The following is a 22,580-nucleotide window of genomic DNA, read 5'->3' as shown; positions in this document are numbered from 1 at the left end:
CAAGCCACAGCACGCAGACACCACTTCCGACGACGGCTACACCTCCAGACGATCCAGATCTAGCTATGTAGTACTATATCGGTGGGGCCGTCCCGGCCCCGGCCGTCCAGCCGCACTTCGAGGGGGCCCGGCGCGCCTGGGAGGCACGGGGCCGCGAGGGCGCGCCGAAACTGGTGGCGCTCGCCTACTTCGTGCTCGGGGACGCCGACCGGGGCAGGGCCAACCTCAGGGACTACTACCTCGCCATCGGCCCGGACCACGCCGACCAGATCGCCCGGTCCGCCGGCACGCACACGGTCGCCCTCAAGGAGACCATCGAGTCCTTCGCGGCGATCGGCGCCGATGAGCTGATCCTCCTCCCGGGACTCGACGACGTGAACGAGGTCGACCGGCTCGCCGAGGCCGTCCTGTGAGAGCCGGGCCCACGAGACGCCCCTACGTGGGCGGCGCCTGGCGACCGGTCCAGGGGAACGCCCTGGGCTCCCCGGTCTCGGCGCTCTCCGGCACGTCGGACTCCACGGCCATGTCATCGAACTCGCCGTCCTTGACCCCGAGGAGGAACGCCTCCCACTCGTTCGGGGTGTAGTACAGCGCGACGGCGTCAGGGTCGTCCGCGTCACGCAGCACGACCATGTGCTCGGCGTGTTTGTGGTCGATCGGCACATCCGCGCCGTCGACGAAGAGAACTTCCGCCGCCTCGATAATCCCGTCCATTCCAGCCCCTTCTCCAACACGGACCATCGACGGAAGAACGTACCAGCCGGAGACAGGAAAGAACTTTCGTCCACAAAAGCGAAGCCGATGGTTCCTTAGCACTCAGGCTAAAATATGTTTAGCCTGGACGCATGACGGGCGGAAATAATGCACTGAGCGCCGATATCCTCGTTATCGGTTTTGGTAAGGGTGGTAAGGCCGTCGCCGCGGCGATGGGGCGCCAGGGCAAGCGCGTGGTCCTGGTGGAACAGTCGGATCGGATGTACGGCGGCACGTGCCCCAACGTGGGCTGCGTGCCGACGAAGGCGCTCGTCCACCGATCGGGCAAACGCCGCCCGGACGATGAGATCCAGGCCTGGTACGAGCGTGCGGTGGGCGACGTCCAGGCACTCACATCGCTGTTCCGCAGCGGCAACTTCGAGGCGCTGAACGGCGCCGACACCGTGACGGTGGTCACCGGCCACGCCGTGTTCACCGACGACCACACCGTGAAGGTCGGGACCGGCGACGACCACCTCACGGTCACGGCCGAGACCATTCTGATCAACACAGGTTCCGAGCCGGTCATCCCCGCCGTCCCCGGTCTCCAGGAGAGCAGGTACCTGCTGACCAGTGCCGAGCTGATCGAGACCACCGGGCTGCCCAGGCGGCTGGCGATCATCGGGGGCGGCTACCTCGGGATCGAGTTCGCCTCGATCTACCAGCGGTTCGGTTCGCAGGTCACGCTGTTCGAGTCCGGCCCGGACATCCTGACCCACGAGGACGACGACGTCGCGGCGGCCGCCCGGGACATCCTGTCCGAAGAGGGCATCGAGATCGTCACGAGCGTCCGCGTCGAGGAGGTACGCGACGGCGAGGGCGGCGCGACCGTCACGTACGCCAAGGACGGCCGGCGGGCGAGCATCGAGGCCGACGCCATCCTCGCCGCCACCGGCCGCGCGCCCGCGACGCGCGGGCTCGGACTCGACGCGGCCGGCGTCCGTACGACCGAGAACGGCGCGATCGCCGTCGACGAGCACCTCCGCACGAGCCGGCCGCACATCTTCGCGCTCGGCGACGTGAACGGCGGACCGCAGTTCACCTACATCTCCCTGGACGACAGCCGCATCGTCCTCGACCAGCTCACGGGCAAGGGCGAGCGCTCGGTGACGGACCGGGTCGCCATCCCGCGCACCCTGTTCATGACCCCGCCGCTCGCGACCGTCGGGCTCACCGAGCGCGAGGCCCGCGCGGCGGGACACCGGCTGAGGATCGCCGAGCAGCCCGTCGCCGAGATCGTGTCGATGCCCCGGGCGTACGTCGTCGAGGAGACCCGCGGGCTCATGAAGTTCGTCATCGACGCCGAGACCGACCAGATCCTCGGCGCCGCGCTGCTGAGCGTCGACGCCCAGGAGCTGATCAACACGGTGACACTCGCCATGCGGCACGGCGTCACCGCGGCCGAACTGCGCGACGCCGTCTACACGCACCCCAGCTCGACCGAGGCGTTCAACGACGTGCTCGCCACCATCGTGCGGGCCGACGAACCGTAGGTCCCCTCGAGGCGGTCCCACCACGCCCCCGGCGCACATCAACTCGACCGCCGTCCGCGAGATCCGGTGACCGTGGCCGCCACCGGAATGGATCGAAGGTGCCCGATTCACCGGCCGATCGGACGCCGTCGGCCGTACGCCGGGCCGCCCGCATTCGACTCGCGCGATCAGGTGCTTCAATTGACGCGACGCAGGAAGAAGGGGCGGCATGAGTAAGGTCATCCATTCCGTGGAGGTCTTGTTCATCGACGGTACGGACGTACCGGTCGAGCACAAGAGTGGCGACCATTTCGTCGTACTGCGAGATGCCCTCGACCCCGGCGGCGACGCTCTGTACTTCTCGGCGGATGAGTGGGAGGCGTTCATATTGGGCGCCAAAGACGGCGAGTTCGACGAGATCGAAATATAGACGCGGACCATCGACGCCGGACGGCTCGGCAGGCTCCGGTCTCATCGCGCTTCGGACCAAAGGTGATGACGATTTTGAACTGGCGTAAGTCGATCCGGAGCAATGGCGTGTCGGCCTGCATCCAACTCGCGCCGGGGGACGTCAGTACGGACGACGCCGGAAACATCACGAGCTTCCGCCCGCCGGCCGAGCCGGACGCGAACGCCCCCCAGATTTTGATGGCCGACACCTCGGACGCGATGCGCAAGGGCCTCGAAGAAGCCATCAGGCAGCGGGAGCTCCAGGCGGGGAATACAGGACAAGATTTCTCCACGGCCGCGCGGACGGAAAAGCTCCGTAACGCTCTGCGCTCCTACGTCACCACGGAGCCCGTCTCCCCGGCCGCCCCGCCCACGTCCGGGGAGACGGGCTCCGGGCGCGGTCTCATCCCCATCGCCAACCTGGACGCCGTACCCACCGCCTCCGAGCCCGTCGAACATCCGGCCGTGACCCGTGTGCCGGAGCCGGTACAGGCGGCCGAGCCGACCGTCAGCGGCGGCGACACGATCGTTGAGACGGGCCTCGTGCCGGACCCGCGCCCGGGCGGCCTTCCCCCGAATCTGAGCTGGACGTCGGTTCGGTTTGCTCGCTCCTGGGGCATGGCTTTCGCTCTCGACGGGCCCGCGCAGGATCCCGGGCACGGACCGCCGCTGTCGGCGATCGGTGCTCCGGGGAGTGTCGGCGGCCAGGCGGTCACCGAGCCCGATGGGCTCCAGAGAGAGAACATGCCGAGCCCCGGCGGCGACCCCGGCCAGCAGCTACTGATCGTCAACGCCGACGGGACGCTCCAGTCCTCCAGACGGGGCACGGGGGACGACTCCTGGCCCGATCCGAGTGTGGTCTTCCGCACGGTCGACGACGCGGGGAACCCGACGTTCACCTCCGCCGCGCCGACCGAGGCACGCCGGCCGTTCGCGGGACTGTCGGCCGGACAGGTGGCCTGGGCCGCGAACAACGGAATGCGGTTCGTCGGACCAGGTCAGGACGGTGGCCGGTTCCTGGAGGCTCTGGCGGCGGTGGTACGCGCGACCGGAATCATGCGCCCGGAGGCCGGCAACGTCGACGCGTTGCGTCTCGATCTGATCCGGAAGGTCGAGGCCGACGGAGCACGCGCCGTCCTGAACCTCCCCTTCGCCTCTCGTCTCCTGGGAACCACGTCCGGGACGAGTGAGGGTGAGGTCGCCGGACGCGGCGAGTACGGGGACGCCCCGAGCGGGATCCTCATGCGGCTCCTCGACGCGATCAGGGGCGTGGACGGGCCGGATGAGGTCGGTGAGCTGTGGCCGCATCTGGCACATCACTACCTGGGCCTGCCGATCCGCGCCGTCGACGCGGACGGCAAGGAGGCCTTCTCGGCCGAAGCCGCGTTCGTCGCGAGGACGAACACCGGCGCCTGGATGGGCCTGGCGCCGGTCGGCCCGGCAGACGCACGAGGCGCCGGCACGCGCCCCGCGGATGTGGCGGGCGGCCTCAGTGAAGTGCTGGGGCCGGACCCGCTCAAGGACCTGCCCGCCGGCGCCGAGTCACCGCCCCTCACCGGAACCGTGCTGGGGCGGCCCAAGCGGAGTCCCCAACTCCATCCGGTGGGCGCGCTGTCCGGTCTCGACGGTTTCCTCACTGCCGTGCTGTGGGCGGCCGGGGGCGGTGTCAGCACCCCGGAGGGCGCTTATGTCACCGAGCCGGCCGATCTCCGCCGGGAACTGGTGAAACGGATCCAGCACCCCCAGAGAACCGATCTCGACACGTGGCGGGTCGTACAGGCCCTCTATGACGCCGCTCGCGAAGCGGATGGATCGGACCGGACGGAGTCGTCCGACGACAGGTTCGGCACGGGGCAGGCGCTGAGCGACATCGTCGCGGCCCTTGATGAGACCAGGCCCTGGCCCGAACTCGCCACGGCGGCGGCGCCGTTCCTGCTCAACTGGTTCGGCCTGGCCGTGCATGAGCATCACCCCGGCGGTGTCGTCGGCCGGTACGGGACCGGCCGCCCGGTTCACATCGCCAGGGGTGGAGGTGCCGCTCCGGAGTGGAGTGCCCTCGTACCGGCACACACCCGCTACCGGCCGACCTCGCGTCTGGCCGGCCCCAGCCAGGCCGATCCTCTGCTGATCCGGCTGAACCAGGCGATCGACGATCGCGGGCGGCGTCTCCTCGGCGGCGGGCCCGATCCCGTCCTCGGCCGGCTACGGCGGCAGCGGGAGCACTGGCTGGCGCTCACGACCGGGCAGGAGGCGACCGCTCGCCCGTCCCCGCGGGTGAACGACCTGAGCCGGATCCAGAATCTGGACTCCACATGGCTCGACGCGTGGGCAGGGGCCGACGGCGACCGTACGGGCCTGGACGTGGGCCTGGCCGTCGAGGTCGTACGGCTCCTCCACGGTGCGTACGACGGCGCAGCCATCACCTCGGCCGGCGGACCGGTCCCGTCCGGGCTTCCGGGAGTGCCGGCGGCCCGGTGGGTCACGGTGACCTCCGAATCCGATCTGATCATCGCCATGCCCAGGGAGGGAATGGCGATATTCCTCGGCGAGCAGCACGCCGAGGTGATCGTTCGGACCGCCGAGGCCCTGAACCGCGTCGAGCCGGACCCCGAACGCCCCGGTGCGGCGCGAGTGGTCCCGTGGTCGTGGAGGTCGGGCGGCGTCGCGCTGCTCATCGACGCGAACGGCGCCACCCTGTCCGCTCAGGACCTCGGGCTCGGCGACAGCGTCCGGCCTGCCGCCGACACGGTCGAGACCGAAGGCCGGCCGGTCGTCGGCCCCGAGTCGGCATCGGTGACGGTCTCCGAGCCGCAGCGGAAGCGGGCCGAAGGCCACGGAGCACGCGTCGAGCCCGTCGCTCCGGGCGCGAACGCGATGTTCGAAGCGGTGATCGCGGCAGGCGGCGGTACCGTCGTCGTCGACGGCGCGCACATCACCGACGCGATGTCGTTGCGCCGGGCGGTCGCCGACCACATCCGTTCCCTGCCCGCCGGGTCGTCCCTGCTCGACTGGCCGCTGGCGAACGCGGCCTACCGCTTCGCGGGTGAGCATCGCATCATCGAGGACTTCTTCCCGGACACACTCGCGCAGGTCGACCAGCAGAGACTGCACGACCAGATCCTCGACCACATCGCCTCCGGAGAGGCATCGCGATACATCGCGGAGGGCTTCGCCTCACCCGACCACTGGCCACAGATGGTCGACATCCTGGGGATCGACGCGATCGCCCGCGCGCTGGGACGCGATGTGGTCGTCCTGGGATCCGACGGACAGGCCGAACGCCATGGCCAGGCCGGGGGCCCGCCCATCGTGGTGGCTCGCATCACGTTCACGGGTGGCGCCGGACTCAAGCCCGGGTGGGGGGCCGTCGTTCCCGCCGGAGACGCCGCGTCGACGATCGAGTCCATCGATGCCGTCGACGTCACCCCGGTCAGGTCCGCACCGGCCGGTGACGCGCCTCTCTCGGAAGGCCAGAGGAGGACGGCGGAGGCGCGGGCGTTGGCCATCCGTCCAACGCTGACCGGTCCCCGGTCCTTCTACGACGCGGTCCTCGCCACGGTCGGCGGCGCGTACCTGCTCGACAACGAGATCGTCATCGCGACGCCGGAACGGTTGCGCGACACGCTGGCCACGCTGGTCCGTGATCGCCCGGACGTATTGAGCGAACAGGACCGGCAGCACATCCGCGAGGTCGTCGGCGCCGTCGACGACGACGAGATCCGCGACATCCTCCGCGACGACGAGGACCCACGCGGTGTGGAGATGGCCAAGCGCCTGATCGGCCCGTACCTCGCGCTCGATCTCACCGTCATCCTTCAGAACGGGGAGATCACCGAGTACGGCGAACCCGTCGTCGCTCATGACGGTGCCGAACCGGCCGTCCGCAGGTTCGGGCAGCCCATCACCCTCGCCGAGCCCGGCGTACACGAGGAGGTCGGTGCGGCAGGTCCGCACTGGGCGGCGTTCACCGCGACGCCGCCGCCGTACGACGTGCGGCTGCACGAACTGTCGGACCCGGACGACCTGAACGAGACGCGTGTCATCCGCCCCTGGGATCCCCGCCGTTTCCGGACCGTCGTCCCTCACGAAAAGCACCGGCAGGACGACCCGTGGCGCGACAGCAGCTACAGCCACAGCCCCGACCCCCACGTCGACGACTACTGCGTCTCCGTCGCCGTGGTCAGGCTCCCGGTCCGACCGGGGTGACGGCGGCCGGGGACGGACGACATTACGAGAAGCGAACGCATCGCCCGGCCCGCGTAAGCCCGGCCGGGACGGCGGACACCAACCCCTGTCCGAGAAAGCATCATCCGATTCGCAGGGGAGCATGATGAAGATCATCACGTGCGCCGCCGGCGCCGGTCTGGCCGCAGCGGCCGTGGTGGCGTTCGCCGCGGTACCGGCCACGGCCGCGACCGCGCACCGGGGCGCGCCGGTATTCGTCCAGACGGACAACCCGGGCGGCAACACCGTCGTCGCCTACCACCGCGCGGCCGACGGCACCCTCACCCGGGCCGGGGTCTACCCGACCGGCGGACTCGGCGGCGTGGCCGCCGGCTCCGTCGTCGACCATCTCACCTCGCAGGGCTCGCTGACCTACGACCGGCGGGCCGGGCTGCTGTACGCCGTCAACGCGGGCAGCGGCACCGTGACGGTGTTCGCGGTCCACGGCGACCGCCTCGAACGTACGCAGGTCGTCTCTACCGGAGGTGATTTCCCCAACAGCGTCGCCGTTCACGGGAACACGGTGTACGTGCTGAACGGCCTGGGCGGAGGATCCGTCCAGGGCTTCCTCCGGGTCGGGCAACGCCTGGTGCGGGTCCCCGCGTGGAAGCGGGCCCTCGGCCTGGCCGAGGACGGCGACGCCGCCGCCGAGGTCGCCTTCTCCCCGGACGGGTCCAAGCTGGTGGTCACCACGCAGGGCAACGGCGACGCGATCGACGTCTTCCGCGTCGGTGTCCGCGGCCCGGCGGCCAGGCCCGTCGTGCACACCAAGGCCGGCTCCTCGCCGTTCGGCTTCACCTTCGACGCCCACGGGCACCTCGTCGTCACCGAGGCGGGCACCAACAGCGTCGCGACGTACCGCATCGCCCGCGACGGCACCGTCACCGCGATCGACGAGGCGGCCACCGGCCAGGCGGCGACCTGCTGGGTCGTCCGCAACGGCGCCCATGTGTACGCGTCGAACGCGGGCAGCGCCACGCTGTCCGGCTACCGGGTCGACGGCGAGGGCTCGCTGACCGGCACCGGCCTGACGTCCACCGACCCCGGCACCGTCGACGCCGCCGTCTCCTCGGACGGGCGCGACGTCTACGTCCAGGCGGGCAAGGACGGTGTCGTCGACGAGTTCCGTACGTCGCCCGACGGCTCCCTGACCCGGCTCGGCACGGTGACCGTGCCCGGCGCCACCGGCGGCGAAGGCATCGCCGCCGGCTGAAACACGATCGATGAAAGGAAACAACATGACTCTTCTACGACCGGGCGACCCCTTTCCGACGCTGACCGTCCCGCGCGTCGGCGGCGGCTCGCTCGTCCTGCCCGACGACCTTCAGGGCCATTTCGGCGTCATCCTGGTCTACCGCGGGCAGTGGTGCCCGTACTGCAACGCGCAGTTGCGGGCCTTCCAACGCGCCCAGGACAAGCTCGCCGAACTCGACGCCAGGGTCGTCGCGCTGTCCGTGGACGACGAGGCCACAACGCGAGCCCTGGCCGACAAGCACGGCCTGACGTTCCCGCTCGGGCACAGCGCCGACGCCGACGCCATCGCCGAGGCGACCGGCGCGTTCGTCAACGAGGACCCGAAGTACCTCCAGTCGACGGGCTTCGTCCTCGACGCCGACGGCCGGTCGGTCGTCAGCGTGTACTCCAGCGGCGCCATCGGCCGACTCGTCCCTGAGGACGTCATCGGCCTGATCCGCTACGTGCGAGAGCACGCGGCCTGAACGACGGGAGGCCACGGCCGCGTGCCGTGGCCTCCCGCCCGCACCCGCGGATAAGAGGGCCCGGCCGCCGGACGGCTGACCCGTACGGTGACTTCACCCGACGGCCGCCCCCGCTGGTGACCGACTCCGGACGCGGCCGCACACGGACGGTTGTGCGCAGGGGACGTGGCCAACCGAATCGCCACGGGCAAGGTACGGAGCCTGGTTCCGACCGCGGTCGCCGAACTCAGGTCATGGCTCGACACCATCACCCGGCACCGCCGTGGCAGGTCGGCGATCGCCGTCGCGGAAACGACGGTCACCGTGCCCAAACTGCAGGTCACCACGGCAGCGACGAGTTCTGAAGCGGTACACGGTGTCAGTCCGCGTCGTCAGCAGGAAGTACGTACTCGACCGCGAGCTTTGCCATGTGCAGCGGATAAGGGATTTTCAGTGGTGCATCGAGGTCGGGGGCGAACCGCAACTGATGGACGCAGTCCGCCCACTCTTGCGGCTGATCCGGTTTAGCTCCCGCCTGACAGGCAGCCACAACGATTTCGAGCAAGTTGGGGTTGAAGGCGGTGACGCCGGTATCCCGAACCACTTTCTCTTTCTGATTGACGCGAGTCCCCTCCTTGCGCGCTGTAACCGTAGCGTTCTTCGCAGTATGCGGCCGATCTGAACTGCTGTAGAAGACCCGGCCGCTGGGGTCGCCTCCCACTCTCCAAACCCCGGCGGGAATCCCCTCCTGCTCGCCTGATCCATGCCATTGGGGGGTCTCGTCTCTCGCACTGTCCCGAACCCTGACATGCCGGAGTCCGCAACCCCACAGATCGATCGGAACGGCATCCCCGTCGTCGAGCCAGATCTTGTCGAGAGCCAGTGCCTCATGGTTGAGCCAGGTCCAGGAATCCCGCATGTTCTGTGCGTGGGAGAGCAGCAACGTGGGCGTGTTGCGCAGGTTGTACAACATCGAACGCAGGAAGGCCGTCGTCTCTCGACGCCTGATGGCCCTGGCGGAATCGAGATCTGCTTCGTCCTGCACGACGCCAATTTCCTCCAGATGATCCTCGACCATCTCTTCGGAGACCCCGGTCGCGAGCCAGAGGAGGAATTTCCGATAGGGAACCCAGCGGCGAGCATCTGAGTTCCACCCTTCAACCGCCGCAGCACCACCGCCGGGACGAAGTCTCACCGCCACAGGCTTTTGCACTGATCTCCGGGTCGGCCCGTGGCGCTGCCTCTTGGCCATCCAGACGGCCAGATACTGAAGGTCCTCGGGCACACCGGATGCAGTGTGCTCCGGAACTCGGGCAAGGCCGAACTGCCGGAAGCTGTCCAGCCAACTCTTCTCCACTCGATGAGACATATTCTTCTCAAGCGATTTCGAGGCCGGCGTCTGGACGAACTGACTGACCACCCCGGCATCAGCGAAGCCGAGCCTGACTGCGAACTTCGGATCGGACCAACGAACTTTGAAAGTGCGTTCGATTTCTACCAGGACGATGTCGGGCTTACGCCCCCCGACCAGGGCCGCGTGGGCCGTCTCCTTCCGTCGGCGCCTGAGCGCCGCACGAAACTCGCCGGATTCCAGGTGCACGGCACCGACTTCTAAAGCCCTGACGAGATCGCCGGCACGAGTGGCTTGGAGCACGATGGCGATCTCCTCGCATCGCCAGCGCCAGACACCGTTAACCGGCTCGCATGGCGCAAGCCCCAGCAGAGAACGGAACGAGTCCACTGCGGAATCGAGGGTCTTCTGCTCCTGATGGCAGATCCGGGCGACGAACGGCTGTTCTCCGAGCATCTCGCCGAGCATTCTCCGCCGTCTGGCGGCATCATCGTCAGCCGAACGCCTGGCGTGTGCCGCACGGATGGCGGCGGCCTCAAGTTTCTCTGTCCGTTTCGGGACTCGAGCAGCGACCGGAAGATTCGCCGGCTTGCTCGATCTCGAGCGGGTGCAGACAGGTACACGCTCTACGACCTCTGAGAGGGCCTCCCCCACCCACCTCAGCATCGGAGCGCGGTCCGCAGACATGAGACCTGCCCCCACCTCGTGCTTCCCCATCACGTTGCTGTATGCGATCGCAGCCCGCACTCGCAAGTCGTTCAGCCCTAGAAGGAAAGCCTCCGGCTGTTCACTCAACAGCGCTGCATCGATCTCATTCTCGATCAAGCTCGCCGTTGGGAGCAGATCGATACGGTCGACCGGCAGCCAACCGTATTTCGCCGTCGCCGAGGAGTAGCGGATACGGTGACGGGCCATTCGTCGGGTGTCAGCATTTGTTCCGGGCCAGGGCGATTCCGAGACCAGGTAGACCGATGCCGCCCTGCCGCGGGTAAAGATCGTTCCGCCTTTGTCGACCTCGGTCACCCATCTTCTGACGCCCGTCCGAACATGCAGCCGAGGAACCGGAGAGAACGGGATGCCGTGGAGGGTGATCGTGATGAGATAGGAGAAGGCTCCGTCAGGCTCGACACACGGCGGCCAGGAAACGAGTTCGGCTCCCTGGCCGCCGGTCTGTGTCTCCAGAAACGACCAGGGCCTGCCGCCGCCTCCGACGAACGGTTCGTCGCGAGTTCTGATGAGACGGCCGCAGAGATCCGGCAACAATCTGTACAGACGATGCTCCGGCAGTGCTGTACCGCCTCCACCGAGCTCCCGACGAGTCAGGTCCACGGGCTCGTATTCCCAACGGAGCCGGGACGAGTTCAGCTCGGCGAGTGCGCATTCCTTTAGCGCTTCATCGCCAGACAACCCTCGCAGCCAAATACCGATCAGGTCGCGGATGAGCGTGACGTCGACCGGATGCTGGCTGTAGAGCCAAGGCACGTCGTCCGCCGCCGCGACCCGGCTACCAGTCGTCAGCACGTCTGGAGCGGCCAGCGGGAGAAGCGCATTCAGGGAACGGATCGGGAAGCTGTGGAACTCACTCCGACGTCGCTCAGGCAGACCTGACCGGTAGAACTCGGTCAGTGCCTCCCGGAGCCGTGGCGGAAGGCATAAGATGTAGAAGTGCGCTTCGGCATCGGTACGAACGCTGAATGCGCCCAATTCGATCGTGTTGTAGGCCATCAGAAGACCTCCCCACGATGATCTGGGATGGGCGCGGGTTCGGAATCCAGCAGAGCTTTCAGGCCGTCGTAAAGCGGCCGGTAGAGTGCCTCGGCGAGATACCTAGATGCGGCATCCACCTCCAGACGATGTGCGGGAATCTTTTTTTGCCACGTCGGATTCCCGAAGTAAGGCGCAAGTACATCCCTCATGCTGACGAGCAGGCTCGTGGAGGCTCGGTCACCTCTCGTCCCCTCGGCCCGTTTCGGTGCGAAGGCGGCGTCAACGAAGTGCACCCGAGCATCCACTCCGCCTCTCGTCAACCTTCCAATCACCTGCCATAGCGTTACCATCAGGTCCCAAGTGAGGTATTCGCGATCGGCGGCGCTCAGCCCGCGCCAGCTCATCCTCCGATTGGCCAACCGATGCAGCTCACCACGAGCGGTCTTGCGCCAGTCCAGTCCGGCCTTGTCGAGAGTCGGAGCCTTTCCGACACGAGTTTCGAATTCACCGCCCGAGCAGATCTGGCGGGTCGTGTAGTCATTGAGGGCATGCACCAGGACGTCGATGTTTCCGGGTTGAGGGAAGGGCCGGGACAGGAAATAGACCGCCCCGAACCCGGCCTTGTCCTGATCGTTCAGAATGTTGTGGCCACGTTCTACGGAGAGCAGCGGGGCGACGAGAATCTTGTGACCGGTCCCGGCGAATGACGCGACCTCGCCCCGGCGGAGCGTTGGCACCGCCTTGTTAGGATCGAGATCGAACAACGCCCCGTCCACCATCGGGTCGTAGTCGTCCGAGATGAGCAGACACACCTCGTCCTTCCAATTTTTCGACTCGTTGATCGTCACCGCGGCGACCGCCGCGTCGCGATAACTGCCGGTCAGGACGAGCAGCCTTCCTCGTCCGATGGGGAGCTTGTTGATCTCCGCTTGGAACTTCGAGAGTCCCCAATCGTGGCCGGGGTCCGGCTCGGTCAAGCCTCTGACCATTTTTCGCAGGATGTCGGTACGGATGTCGTCTCCGGCTCCCGAGAAGTAGAGCGGCCTCTTCGGAGTGTCACTGTCGGCACCTTCTACGCGGTCATAGATGAAGGTGGTCTCCATAAAGATCTTTGGAAGAGGCGACGGCTGGCCAGCCTGCCCCGGGGTGGCGTGGAGGACTGCGGTGACCGGTTCCTCCAAGTGATAGCGGGTGGACGCGCCCGCCCAACTTGTGCCCGACATCAGCAGGACGTTCGGTCCGTGGCTGTCGTCCACCGCATGCAGCGTGGGGAGTGCCTTGAGGAGCCGTCGGCCGAGCCCGGTATAGCGGATGAACCGGAGTTCTCCGGTGTTGCTGAAGCCGCGGTGCCCATCCGGAACGAATTGGAACGCGAGGATGTCACCCATCGGCGATTCAGGGATTACCGCCGCGAAGTCGGCCGGAGAGCTGTGGTAGAGCGCATTGGCCGATGGGTCCAGGCTGAGCGATGTCTCGATCCGCGGCCATAGGCTGGTGATGAGATTCAGCCGATCGTGCATGATGGCCAGAAGGATCGTGAACTCGAATCTCCGCCGTTCCAGTTCGAGCTCTTGGCGGACGTTCTCCAGGGTCACCGCGTCGAGTGAGTTCTCCGGGTCCTCGACCAGGGTGTCCGGATCGCGGAAGCCTGCCAATGACGCCAGCAGATCGGCGACCTCGCGACGGGCGCGAGGATTGCCCGGACTGTTGGTGACCAGACGGCGGGCGAGTTCTGACAGCCGTAGGGTCTCGGCCGCAGGGGTGACGTTCGCCAACTCGGCTTCGTCTGCGTCACCGACGGGGTCGTCCCGGAAGTCGTCGAGGATCTTCAGCATGACTTCTCGACGCTTGTCCCTGATCACCTGCTGCTGCTTCGGATCCTGGTCCAGCCAGCCCAGCAGTCGTGATTGGGAGGAGACATCGCGTTGCAGACGCGTCGCCGGCCAACGGCTGACCAGGCTTAGCTGCAACGACCACACGCTGAACAGGTCCGACCCGACCCACTCGCGGAGGGATTCGTCCTCGACCAGCATCGCGTAGATCCTGTTGGCCGTTGTCGCGACCATGTCCAAGGCGCCCATCCACAGGCGAACGTAGGTGTCCTCCAACTGGATCCGCCCCTCTCGCGCGAGCACTGCCAAGCTGTGCCGTGCGATGCCGTCGAGCCACGAGTCGTCCCCCCTCTTGTAGAGGGACGCCGCAGGCGCGAACACCCGATCCAAGCGGATCTGCACCTGGTCCGCCTCATCAACGATGATCAAATTGCTGTTGAGGCAGGCGGCCTCCAGATACCGGACTCGCTCCAGGTTCTGTTGCGCCGGTAGGGACGAGACCACGAGAGCCTCGGGAGTGGCGATCCAAACGGTGGCGTCGGGCAACGACCGGGCGGCATGATGGCGCGCGCAACTCGCCCACAGCGGGCAGGACCGTCGCTTCCGTTCCTCTTCGAGGGGAGGGTCTTCACCTTCATCCGCCGGCTTGAGCGGTATCAACGAAGAACAGGGAGCCTCACGGAAACGCAGCGCACGCTCGGCTTCCGCGCCTCTCAACGCGCTAAGTGCACAGGCGGTGCTGAAGTACTCGAATCCGGCATCATCGTGCAGTAGCGGGTTCGGCCAACGGCCGTTGACCCGTCGGTGCAGCCGAGTGATGTGCTTGTCCCGCTGTGATGTGCCGACGATGGGCACAGCCCGCAGCTTCGACCAGGACGCGTACTCCGGATTCTTCTCCAAGTCGACGTGAGCGGCCTTCTCACGAAGCCGGTTGAATCGCTCGGCGACCTTGAGCGCGTCCGCGACATCCCCGACGACGAGCACGGCCCGCTGGTCGAGCACGGTCACGGCGTGCACCGCAATGATGTCCCGCAGCGTGCTCTTGCCCACGCCCGGGATGCCGATGAGGTTGAGTAACCGGTCGATGACGAGCCGGTCCGCGTCATGGAATCGCTCGTCGTCTGGCCCGCCTATGGTCGAGAGCTGCATCCTGATGAAGCGCGTCTCCCAGTCATCTAGGATCTTCGAGGAACCGGCGCCGTTTTTTTCAGAGTCCAGCCAGGCCATCTGCCGGGCCGTCGTGCGAAGTGCCGCCACCGGCTCGTCGAAGGCGGATCTGCCGGGGACAGGTTCCAGACGCATGGCAGGCGGTGCGACGACCGGAAGGTCGGCTGGGATGACTACATCCTCCCAGCCGAAGCTCTGCCCTTTGAACCGGTGCGGACCGGCTTGTGCGGGCCGCAGACCGCTCCTGGTGAATGGCGGCATCGAGCTGATCAGGTGGGTGTACACGGCAGCTCTTCCGGGTGCCTTGGCCGGGTTCAAGCGCACCGCCGGGCGCGTCAGATCGGGTGCAAAAGAGAACTCGCGGAACCGTTCGGACAGTTTGAGATATGCCTCTAGCGTTGACCGCCACACTTCCCTGCGGTGCATCGAGGCAAGGTGATGGCGAGCGGCTCGAAGCACGCGATATCTTGTATCGTCGAGTAGCCCCTTGGCTCTACCGAACGGATAACCGCCGAAGAGCGTCCAGCCGTCGATCGGCCGAAGGGCGGGATCCACCAGCTCCATGACATGCAAGCCGAGCTCGACCCGATAATCGAGTCCCTGCGCGCAGAGTTCCTTGAATTCCTTGATGGTCGGCGCAGCGAGCATCTCCAGGGCCTCTTCCAGATGCGCCCTCGTGTCACGCATTGGCATTCCTCCACGATGTGATGCGCTGCGGCGCGACGAGCAGGTGGCGAATCGGGCGTGTGACGTGTCGGAGGCCCTCGTCACGGTTCAGGATTCCTCCGGCCGCCCCCCTGCCTTGCCCGGGGCAGGCTTCGATCTCGCATCGCCATCGGCCCTGGCCCGCGACCATCAGGAGCCCGCATACCGCGCATGCAGCAGCTCGGTTGGAATCGTCGAAGTATCGGGGTTGGACGTCGATGTAGACCATCCGCAACAGCTCGTCGTTCGGCATGAGCCCACCGATGGGCCGCATCTTCAATCTGGCTCTCATGCCGGTCGTCAGGACAGGATTTTCGATCACCGTTCCGAGGAACTCCCAGTATCCGTCCGCGACTTCGTTGTCTCGGTAAAAGTTCCGGATCTCCCTCATAATCAACCGCTCGACATCTTTTCCGTCCGCAGCCTCCCGCCCGGTCAAGCCGGCTGCCAGCCGCACGCAAAGCTCGGACGGCGTGTCCGATTCCGGCGTCACCAGCCGGCCAGAGAGCTGTTCGTCTAGGGGCAATCTGAGGAAAGCCCAGTCCTCCAGGTCCACATCCCGGCAGTAGGCCATGAGTTCTGGCAGGGATCGCGGAACCTGTTGCGCTGTACCGCCACCCGGGTGCCGGATGGCACCGACCAAGGCGATCCGGTCCACCACCCGCTGGGCAAGCATCGGGTAGGGCAGTTCGAACGGTTTACCCGAAGGCCAATCCGCCAGATCGTGGACCGTGAGAGCGACCATACGAAGGATCCGCAGCGATTCCTCCTCATCGAACGCTCCATCGACCAGCTTGTCGAGGACATTCGGCGAACGGAAGAGTTCCTCGTCCTCTTGCTCGTTCATATCTTGGAATCCTCCGTCTCCGCCGCCGAGCACCAGCGCTGGTAACCACATGACCGGCATATCTTTTTCGACGGCGTCGGAGCGAACTCCGTGTCGGAATGCCAAGGCCCGGCAAGCGCGGCTATCACATCCCGGGCCTCTGCCCGGATTCGTTCCGACCTCGGATCGACAAGTCTGATGTCTGCTTCATTTCTCCGCAGCACTTCCAGCTCGATGACCGATGAGGGCCCCAACGGGATCTCTCCCGATTCGAAGAGCAGCACCGCGAGAGCGAGCTGCGGATACTCGGCCAGCAGCTCCTCTCCACCGAAGCGGTGCACTTTGGCCGTCGTTTTGACCTCCCGATAACTCCATGAACCATTTCTGCGGTAGAGCAGGTCCGCATCCGCGATGACGAGGACATTGGCTCTCCGGTCTTCGACGACAAGTGTCTGTTCCGGCCGGCCTTTGTCATCCGCGTTGATGCCCGTGAACGGACAGACCTCCAGGTGCATGCGCAGTATGTCCCATGCGGCTCGGGAGTCATCCGCTGGTAGGGCCCACCTTTCCGCGGCCCAGGTATCGGGATCGTCGGGCAGATCGTCCTCCGTGCAGGGCCTGGGGGGTGTCCGCTTATGCATCCTCCGCATCCAGTCGTGGACGGCCTTGCCCTGCCTGACTGGCTTAGGATTCTCCTGTACGTCGCCGGAGGGGAGGCCCAACTGCCGAAAGTGAGCCTTCGCCGGGCAGTCGGCGTGGTAACGCCCGACGGTTACCGACCAGCTCCGCCAGGCTCGTGGCTGCTCGATCCCCAGTACTCCAGGCCGTTGGTGCAAGGCTCGGCAGCTTGGACGGATCTTGCACTCGTAGCAATCGCGGCCCGGCCGGAGTGAACCATCGGAGAGCATGCTGCGCAATGCTGCTGATCCGCGCTCTGCGAAAAGCGTCTCCGCGACTGCTCGAGGCTCGTCGAAGACGGTCTCAGAGCGTCCATCGGCTAAGCCGACCTTGACTATCCGGATGCAGTCGGGCGGCAAGGTCGAGAGATATCGCGGGTCGGGGAGACGCAAGGGGAAAATCTCTCCGGCCAGGAAAGCAGCCTTCGACGCCATGAATCTCGCCCGGTCGATCTCGACACCCGTTGCGAGCACGTACGCCATCACCGCGATCTCTTCCTCGGAAAGATGCTTGTCCTCCGCCCTTTTGATGGCGGGCACCCTGAGCTCTCGAATGATCTGCCCACCACGCGAGTACACATAGGGCCTGCCCCATACGCAGAGTTCGAACGGCCTGGCGTTGCCGTTCGCCGCTGGATACTGGCGAACCCACGGTGTGGTAGCGGAGAACCCGGCGACACCCGCCAACCCCGCGTCGTTCGTCAGGGCGGCCAGATAGTTCTCCACGGCCACCCTGGTCCAGGCCATGAGGCCGGAGTGGACGGGCGATATCCGGTCACCACCGACCTCCCGCCGCGGCTCGCCGAGTCTCGGCAGCAACGCGCACGCTTCGTCAAGCGTCATCGCGTTCTGTTCGTCCTCGATCACGTTGAGGACGGCCATCAAAGGCGCGACGATCACACCCTCCAGCGGCGGAGGTGCCGGCTTGTACTGCCGCCGCACCAGACGATCTGACTTCACCCGACGGTGGGCGGGACAATGGTCCTCGCCAGGCCGCGCCGATGAGCTGAACACCCGAATCGACGCACTATTCGCAAATTTGTTCGAAATGACGAACCCCTCGCTCGCGCTCGCGGTGATTATGCAACTTTTTCTATAGTCTTGTGAAGAGCGGGCTGATAATTTCAGGAGAATGCGGGATAAAATGGACGAACTGAGCATAGGGGACACACTTGAGAACCGCTACCGAATCGACCGCATGCTCAACTCAAGCGGCGGTATGGGCGTGGTCTGGCTGGCCGAAGAGAAGGCCCTCTCCCGACATGTCGCGATCAAGACGATGGCTCCAGAGCAGGTCCTTACCGGCAGGGGCTGGAACTATGGGACGTTGAAAGAGCGCTTCGAGCTCGAGTACCGCGCGACGGCGACCCTGGACCACCCGGCCCTGCCTGCCATCTATCATGCGGGCACCCTGCCCAGCGGACTCCCCTACTACGTTATGCAGTTCCTCGCTGGCCGGACCGTCCATGAGCTGCTCGAAAAGCGCGGCCCGACGTTCTCGCTCGAGGAGGCGGCCTGTTTCGGTCTTCAGCTCTGCTCGGTACTCGCCACCGCCCACGAGAGAGGCATCGTCCACCGGGACCTCAAGCCGGAGAACCTCATAGTCCTCAAGTCGGGTCTATTGAAGATCATAGATTTCGGGATCGCCTATGTCGTTGACACCAAGCGCCGGATAACGACGAGCCATAGCCCTGGAAGTACGAACTTCATGGCACCGGAGGTCTATTCCGGACGGAACCCAGGTAGTCCCGCGGCGGATATCTACGCTCTCGGATCCCTCATCTACACGCTCCTCGGCGGACCGGTGTTCCGCGGCGGCACCGCCACCTCTGACCGCGCCCTGCTTACGGTCATCCCCGATGCTCTCTCGGCCAGAAACCCACGGGTGCCTGTCGAATTCGGAGCGCTGGTGGACCAGATGCTCATGAAGAACCCCGATGAGCGACCGGCGGATGTCAGAGAGGTCGCGGCACGCCTGGCACCGTGGACCCCCAAAGTCGACAGGCGCGAGTTGACGCCGGCAGAGTACGACCTGACTCGCCTGTTCCGCATACCTTGCGCCCTGCCCATCGCCGATGCCCGGGGCTCGAAGCTCCCTCCTGTAAGGATCAAAACGCCCGAAATGACACCACGGCTCGTACGTGCCGAGTTGACCGCTCTGCAACAGGAATGGACGCAGGGCGAGCGGTCGCAGGTCGTCGAGAAAATGGGAGATCTGCTACGCCGGGTAAGGCAGCAGAACGGTGATCTGGCTAACATTCTCCTGGAGATCGGGCCGACTTACGGCGATTATCTCGAAGAGATCGGCCGACACTTCGAGGCGCGCGTGGAGCGCGAACGGTTGCGGGACTCCTTCATGCCGAAACTCGGCCCGAAACACCCCGTGATGCGTGATCTAGTTCATCGGATCGAGCCGCCACCCCGGGATCTTGGTATGGGCTCGGCCTGAAACTGCACCAGGCGGCCTCTTGGGGTCGGTCGGGCCGGTCAACATCATTCCCCTCCTTCGAGCGACTTCCCTCCATGCAACACCAATTCTACCCGTTGGTAGCTGGCATTTCAGGAGTCGTCGCCCATCATTCTGGCTATTTCGTCGGCTTCCCGGCGGGCTTCTTCCGCCCGGACGAGATCCCCTACGGAGCTCAGGGTTTCGGCCATACGCATCAGAGTCCGAGACGTATTCACGTTGTGTCCTATTAACCGGTATAGCTCCAAGGAGCGCTCGAAATATTCGAGCGCTCGTCCGTTATTTCCTAGTTCGCGATTGATGCAGGCAATGCTGTCGAGGTCGGCGGCATGGCTTGTGTCCTCCTCCAACTCGGCGTGGATGCGCGCGGCGGCGATGCAGTGCTCAAGTCCGTCCTGCAGCCGACCTAGCGCGGCTTCACTCCAGCCCAGTCCGTTCAAGGCGTCCGCCTTTTCGCCTCGTACACCGTTCGAAGCGAAGATGTCGACTGCACTCCGGTAGTATCCGATCGCCTGCTCGTCGTTCCCCGAGGTCGAGAGGATGACGGCGAGGACGTGTCCGCATCGGGCTCGTTCCAACTCTCGCGCCGGATCCAGGTCCCGCAACACCCGTTCTATGGCTTCGGCGCCTTCGCGATAGCGACCGAGCCGACGGAGGGTCACCGCACGCAGCCTCTTGAAATAGGGCTGCTTTTCCGTCCCCTCCAGCGGCACTAAAAGCTGGTCCAGTATGTCGAGACATTTCTGTGATCGACCTGAATGCCAGAGCCTCTCGATTAGGGCATCGGCGATCGCAACGGCCTCATGCAGAAATCCACGCTCCAGTCCGTATTCGTATGCCGCCAGATATCTGGCGATATCGGTTGGGGTCCAGGATCTAGCCCTCTCCAGCTCGGGCGCGCGGCCCGCATAATGGCGTAGCAGTCTGAGGTTCGCCTCGTCTATAAATGCGACTGTGCCGGCGTCGGCCGTGCCGACCTGAAGTGCATATTCCCGGACCAGGTCGTGCATGGTGAAGCCGTCCGCGCCCTCGGTCAGTAGCTGCCGTCGAGCGAGTTGGCGAAGTAGTCGCTCCGCACGTGGCCGCTGCAGCAGAACGCGGGCTCCTTCGACGCCAAGCGTCGGTCCAGGAGCTCCGCCATACAGGAGGAAGGCGTCTCGAAGATCCTCCGGAAGCTCGTCCACGGACCAGGAGAACACCTCTGCCAAGCTGGCCGAGAACTCTCCCAGTTCGAACACGTCCAGCACGGTCGTGCGGTCGTCGAGTTGTTCGGCCAAGGAGGACAGGGGCAGGTCCGGGGCCTCTCGCACACGGCCACCGACCATGGCCATGGCAAGGGGAAGGCCACCACATGCACGCAGAATGCGCTCGAACGCCTCGGCTTCGTGCGCGATCCGGTCGCTGTCTACATAGGCGCGAAGCAGATCTTCCGCTTGCTTTGAAGGCAGAGTCCCGAGGCGTAGGAAGGCGATGTTGGCCTGGGTGACAAGGCCGCCGAAGTTGGATCTCCCTGTAATGATCACAACCGATCCGCCCCGGCGTGGAAGCAGGCTCTCGACGACTGAATCACCCGCGTTGTCCAGGACAATAAGGAGCTTGCGGCTTTCTATCAACCGGTGGTAACGGCTGATTTCATCCGGATCGTCATCGTCGGCGGGAGCCTTCATCCGTTCGAGCAGGCTTCCCACGGTCTCCTCGAGGGTCAGGGGACGTCCCGGCCCGTACCCGCCTAAGTTGATCAGCACCTGCCCGTCGGGAAAATGGTCGGCCCAGCGGTAGGCGAGTTCGATCCCGAGAGCCGTCTTGCCGGCGCCCGGACCCCCACTAATGATCAAATGCCGCGGGCTCTCCATGTGCGGATCAGCTTCGGACCTTTCGAGGAACGGTTCCGGTCGGGTCGGAAGATCGAAGACGCCACGCATGGTGCTCGCCTTCCGTACATGTGCCTTCAGGTACTCCGCTGAGAACCAGCCTCGGCGTGCACCCAGCTCCACTCCGATCTTGAAGAGAGCATCGAAGGCCTGCCGACCGTTCTGCCGGTCTTCGGCGGGTGCCAGCAGCCCGTGGCAGCGTCGCAGATCCACGCCAGCTGGATCACTGAAGTCGAGCTGGGTGATCTGCAGGACCCGGAGCAGCGCCCTGAGCTCGGTCTCGTGCATCTCCGTCCCGGTCGCACCACGCCATCTTGCGGCGAGGGACTCCCTCAGAACGGTGAGTGCACGGCGGCCCTGCTGATTGACCGCGACTTGTTCTAGGGGATAGTCCCGCGGGTGACCTCGGAGCCGTGCGAATATCGATGACAGCTGAAACGAGGCGCTTCCGCTCTCATCGGTGGCGATCACCAACCGGTCGTCGTCCTCGCGCAGTGGACGGAATCCGTCCGCCGTCGGGATGCCGTTGACATAGGCCTCGATCACCTGGTCCAAGGCCTTGCCGAAATGCTGCGACGCCCCATCGAGCCGGGACAGCCCCGCTTTGGCCTGGATGAAGACAAATCCGCCGTTCGACAGCGCGATCCCGAGATCGTCCACGGCGTACCCGACCTCACTACCGACCGATTCGATCCGGGCCAGCGGATCGAGGCCCAGCGTCGGCACCAGCCCTGCTGTGGCATGTGCGGCCCAGTAGACGAATACTCGCGCTTGAAAGGCGATGCCCGCCGTCGCGCGAGAGCCCCCGCTGGAAGCGGCATTCCACGTATCCGGATCAGCCACAGCTCCTTTGTACCGTGGGCCTACGACATTCGAGTGGGAACCTCGCTCTACCGCTTTTCGCGGCGTCTGGGCACTTGGGTCTGCTGCATCGCGATCTGGAGCCGGCGAACGCCCTTCTGGTGCGGCAGCCAGCGTAGGCGCTCTGCAGTGGATGCAGCGGTAGGGCGCAGAGCGGTAGGCGGTCATCGCGCCGTGCCAGTAGGTACGGCTGAGTGTCCCCGGATCGGCTAAAGGTGTGTTCCCCGTGTTCCCCGTGTTCCCCGAGGGCCGCGATGGGATGGGCGACTGGACGCTGTGGACGCCCTGCGGCGGCATCCTCGAAGTCGGCGAAGGCCCAACCTGGACCTGTAGCGACCAAGGCACATGGTCACCGTTGGAGCCGTCGTGCCTGTGAACTCGTAGACGACGCAGGTGCGGTGCGGGAAGCGATCACTTTAGAGCTGGGAAGCGATCTCGCAGCAGCCCATCACGCCGCAGGGTCAGGGGTATTCGTGGACGGCCCGCCCAGGTGCAGTCTTCGGGTGCTGTGCGTTCGCAT

13 protein-coding genes are annotated in these 22,580 nt (G+C 65.8%); 7 read left to right on the top strand and 6 right to left on the bottom strand.

Annotated features, from left to right (window positions below; all coding sequences use genetic code 11):
- The first annotated feature begins 173 nt into the window (after window positions 1–173).
- Complete coding sequence (locus tag ACFFNX_RS04660) at window positions 174–413, top strand: hypothetical protein (RefSeq protein ID WP_378195648.1); 240 nt, start codon at window positions 174–176, stop codon at window positions 411–413.
- 22 nt (window positions 414–435) lie between these two features.
- On the opposite strand, the gene ACFFNX_RS04655 is transcribed toward ACFFNX_RS04660, so the two are convergent.
- Complete coding sequence (locus tag ACFFNX_RS04655; RefSeq protein ID WP_378195644.1) at window positions 436–714, bottom strand: DUF397 domain-containing protein; 279 nt, start codon at window positions 712–714, stop codon at window positions 436–438.
- A 131-nt stretch (window positions 715–845) separates the two neighbouring features.
- Between ACFFNX_RS04655 and ACFFNX_RS04650 the strand changes: the two genes are divergently transcribed.
- The 5 genes from ACFFNX_RS04650 to ACFFNX_RS04630 all read left to right on the top strand — a co-directional run bounded on the left by ACFFNX_RS04650 (window position 846) and on the right by ACFFNX_RS04630 (window position 8,617).
- Complete coding sequence (locus tag ACFFNX_RS04650) at window positions 846–2,246, top strand: FAD-dependent oxidoreductase (RefSeq protein WP_378195641.1); 1,401 nt, start codon at window positions 846–848, stop codon at window positions 2,244–2,246.
- A gap of 208 nt (window positions 2,247–2,454) precedes the next feature.
- Window positions 2,455–2,655, top strand: coding sequence for a DUF397 domain-containing protein (locus ACFFNX_RS04645; protein ID WP_378195638.1), 201 nt, complete (start codon window positions 2,455–2,457; stop codon window positions 2,653–2,655).
- Window positions 2,656–2,720: 65 nt separating this feature from the next.
- Window positions 2,721–6,881, top strand: coding sequence for a hypothetical protein (locus ACFFNX_RS04640; RefSeq protein WP_378195635.1), 4,161 nt, complete (start codon window positions 2,721–2,723; stop codon window positions 6,879–6,881).
- A 124-nt stretch (window positions 6,882–7,005) separates the two neighbouring features.
- Entirely contained in the window at window positions 7,006–8,112 is a 1,107-nt protein-coding gene (locus tag ACFFNX_RS04635; RefSeq protein ID WP_378195632.1) for a lactonase family protein, read from the top strand.
- A 25-nt stretch (window positions 8,113–8,137) separates the two neighbouring features.
- Complete coding sequence (locus tag ACFFNX_RS04630; protein ID WP_378195627.1) at window positions 8,138–8,617, top strand: peroxiredoxin family protein; 480 nt, start codon at window positions 8,138–8,140, stop codon at window positions 8,615–8,617.
- 358 nt (window positions 8,618–8,975) lie between these two features.
- Here ACFFNX_RS04630 and ACFFNX_RS04625 read toward each other — a convergent pair whose 3' ends face one another.
- From ACFFNX_RS04625 to ACFFNX_RS04610, 4 genes are read right to left on the bottom strand one after another with little or no spacing between them, the layout of a single operon-like run.
- Window positions 8,976–11,672 carry a pPIWI_RE module domain-containing protein gene (locus ACFFNX_RS04625; RefSeq protein ID WP_378195624.1) on the bottom strand — a complete coding sequence of 899 codons (2,697 nt, stop codon included), beginning with the start codon at window positions 11,670–11,672 and terminating at the stop codon, window positions 8,976–8,978.
- Window positions 11,672–15,340 (bottom strand): pPIWI_RE_Z domain-containing protein, encoded by a 3,669-nt coding sequence (locus ACFFNX_RS04620; RefSeq protein WP_378195620.1) that lies wholly within the window; start codon window positions 15,338–15,340, stop codon window positions 11,672–11,674. Before ACFFNX_RS04620 ends, ACFFNX_RS04625 begins: the two co-directional genes overlap by 1 nt.
- The gene (locus tag ACFFNX_RS04615) at window positions 15,333–16,205 is read right to left on the bottom strand and encodes a pPIWI_RE_Y domain-containing protein (RefSeq protein ID WP_378195616.1); all 873 of its coding nucleotides are present in this window, start codon (window positions 16,203–16,205) and stop codon (window positions 15,333–15,335) included. The genes ACFFNX_RS04620 and ACFFNX_RS04615 overlap by 8 nt, the downstream gene beginning before the upstream one ends.
- Window positions 16,202–17,803: a PD-(D/E)XK nuclease family protein gene (locus ACFFNX_RS04610; protein ID WP_378195613.1), complete on the bottom strand. Its 1,602-nt coding sequence runs from the start codon at window positions 17,801–17,803 to the stop codon at window positions 16,202–16,204. Before ACFFNX_RS04610 ends, ACFFNX_RS04615 begins: the two co-directional genes overlap by 4 nt.
- A gap of 202 nt (window positions 17,804–18,005) precedes the next feature.
- Between ACFFNX_RS04610 and ACFFNX_RS04605 the strand changes: the two genes are divergently transcribed.
- The gene (locus ACFFNX_RS04605) at window positions 18,006–19,310 is read left to right on the top strand and encodes a serine/threonine-protein kinase (protein WP_378195610.1); all 1,305 of its coding nucleotides are present in this window, start codon (window positions 18,006–18,008) and stop codon (window positions 19,308–19,310) included.
- Between the two features lie 110 nt (window positions 19,311–19,420).
- Here ACFFNX_RS04605 and ACFFNX_RS04600 read toward each other — a convergent pair whose 3' ends face one another.
- Window positions 19,421–22,042 (bottom strand): tetratricopeptide repeat protein, encoded by a 2,622-nt coding sequence (locus ACFFNX_RS04600; protein WP_378195607.1) that lies wholly within the window; start codon window positions 22,040–22,042, stop codon window positions 19,421–19,423.
- Between the last annotated feature and the right edge of the window lie 538 nt (window positions 22,043–22,580).

It is taken from the genome of Actinoallomurus acaciae, from assembly GCF_042429965.1.
GTDB classification, from domain to species: Bacteria; Actinomycetota; Actinomycetes; order Streptosporangiales; family Streptosporangiaceae; genus Actinoallomurus; species Actinoallomurus acaciae.
Note: the sequence above shows the minus strand (reverse complement) of the source record. Positions and strands in the feature narration are given on the sequence as shown.

Bases quoted from the DNA above. Each gene is read 5' to 3' on its own strand.
- ACFFNX_RS04615 (WP_378195616.1), bottom strand. From the start codon at position 16,205: ATGAACGAGCAAGAGGACGAGGAACTCTTCCGTTCGCCGAATGTCCTC.
- ACFFNX_RS04620 (WP_378195620.1), bottom strand. From the start codon at position 15,340: ATGCGTGACACGAGGGCGCATCTGGAAGAGGCCCTGGAGATGCTCGCT.
- ACFFNX_RS04640 (WP_378195635.1), top strand. From the start codon at position 2,721: ATGACGATTTTGAACTGGCGTAAGTCGATCCGGAGCAATGGCGTGTCG.
- ACFFNX_RS04635 (WP_378195632.1), top strand. From the start codon at position 7,006: ATGAAGATCATCACGTGCGCCGCCGGCGCCGGTCTGGCCGCAGCGGCC.
- ACFFNX_RS04630 (WP_378195627.1), top strand. From the start codon at position 8,138: ATGACTCTTCTACGACCGGGCGACCCCTTTCCGACGCTGACCGTCCCG.
- ACFFNX_RS04605 (WP_378195610.1), top strand. From the start codon at position 18,006: ATGGACGAACTGAGCATAGGGGACACACTTGAGAACCGCTACCGAATC.
- ACFFNX_RS04655 (WP_378195644.1), bottom strand. From the start codon at position 714: ATGGACGGGATTATCGAGGCGGCGGAAGTTCTCTTCGTCGACGGCGCG.
- ACFFNX_RS04650 (WP_378195641.1), top strand. From the start codon at position 846: ATGACGGGCGGAAATAATGCACTGAGCGCCGATATCCTCGTTATCGGT.
- ACFFNX_RS04645 (WP_378195638.1), top strand. From the start codon at position 2,455: ATGAGTAAGGTCATCCATTCCGTGGAGGTCTTGTTCATCGACGGTACG.
- ACFFNX_RS04625 (WP_378195624.1), bottom strand. From the start codon at position 11,672: ATGGCCTACAACACGATCGAATTGGGCGCATTCAGCGTTCGTACCGAT.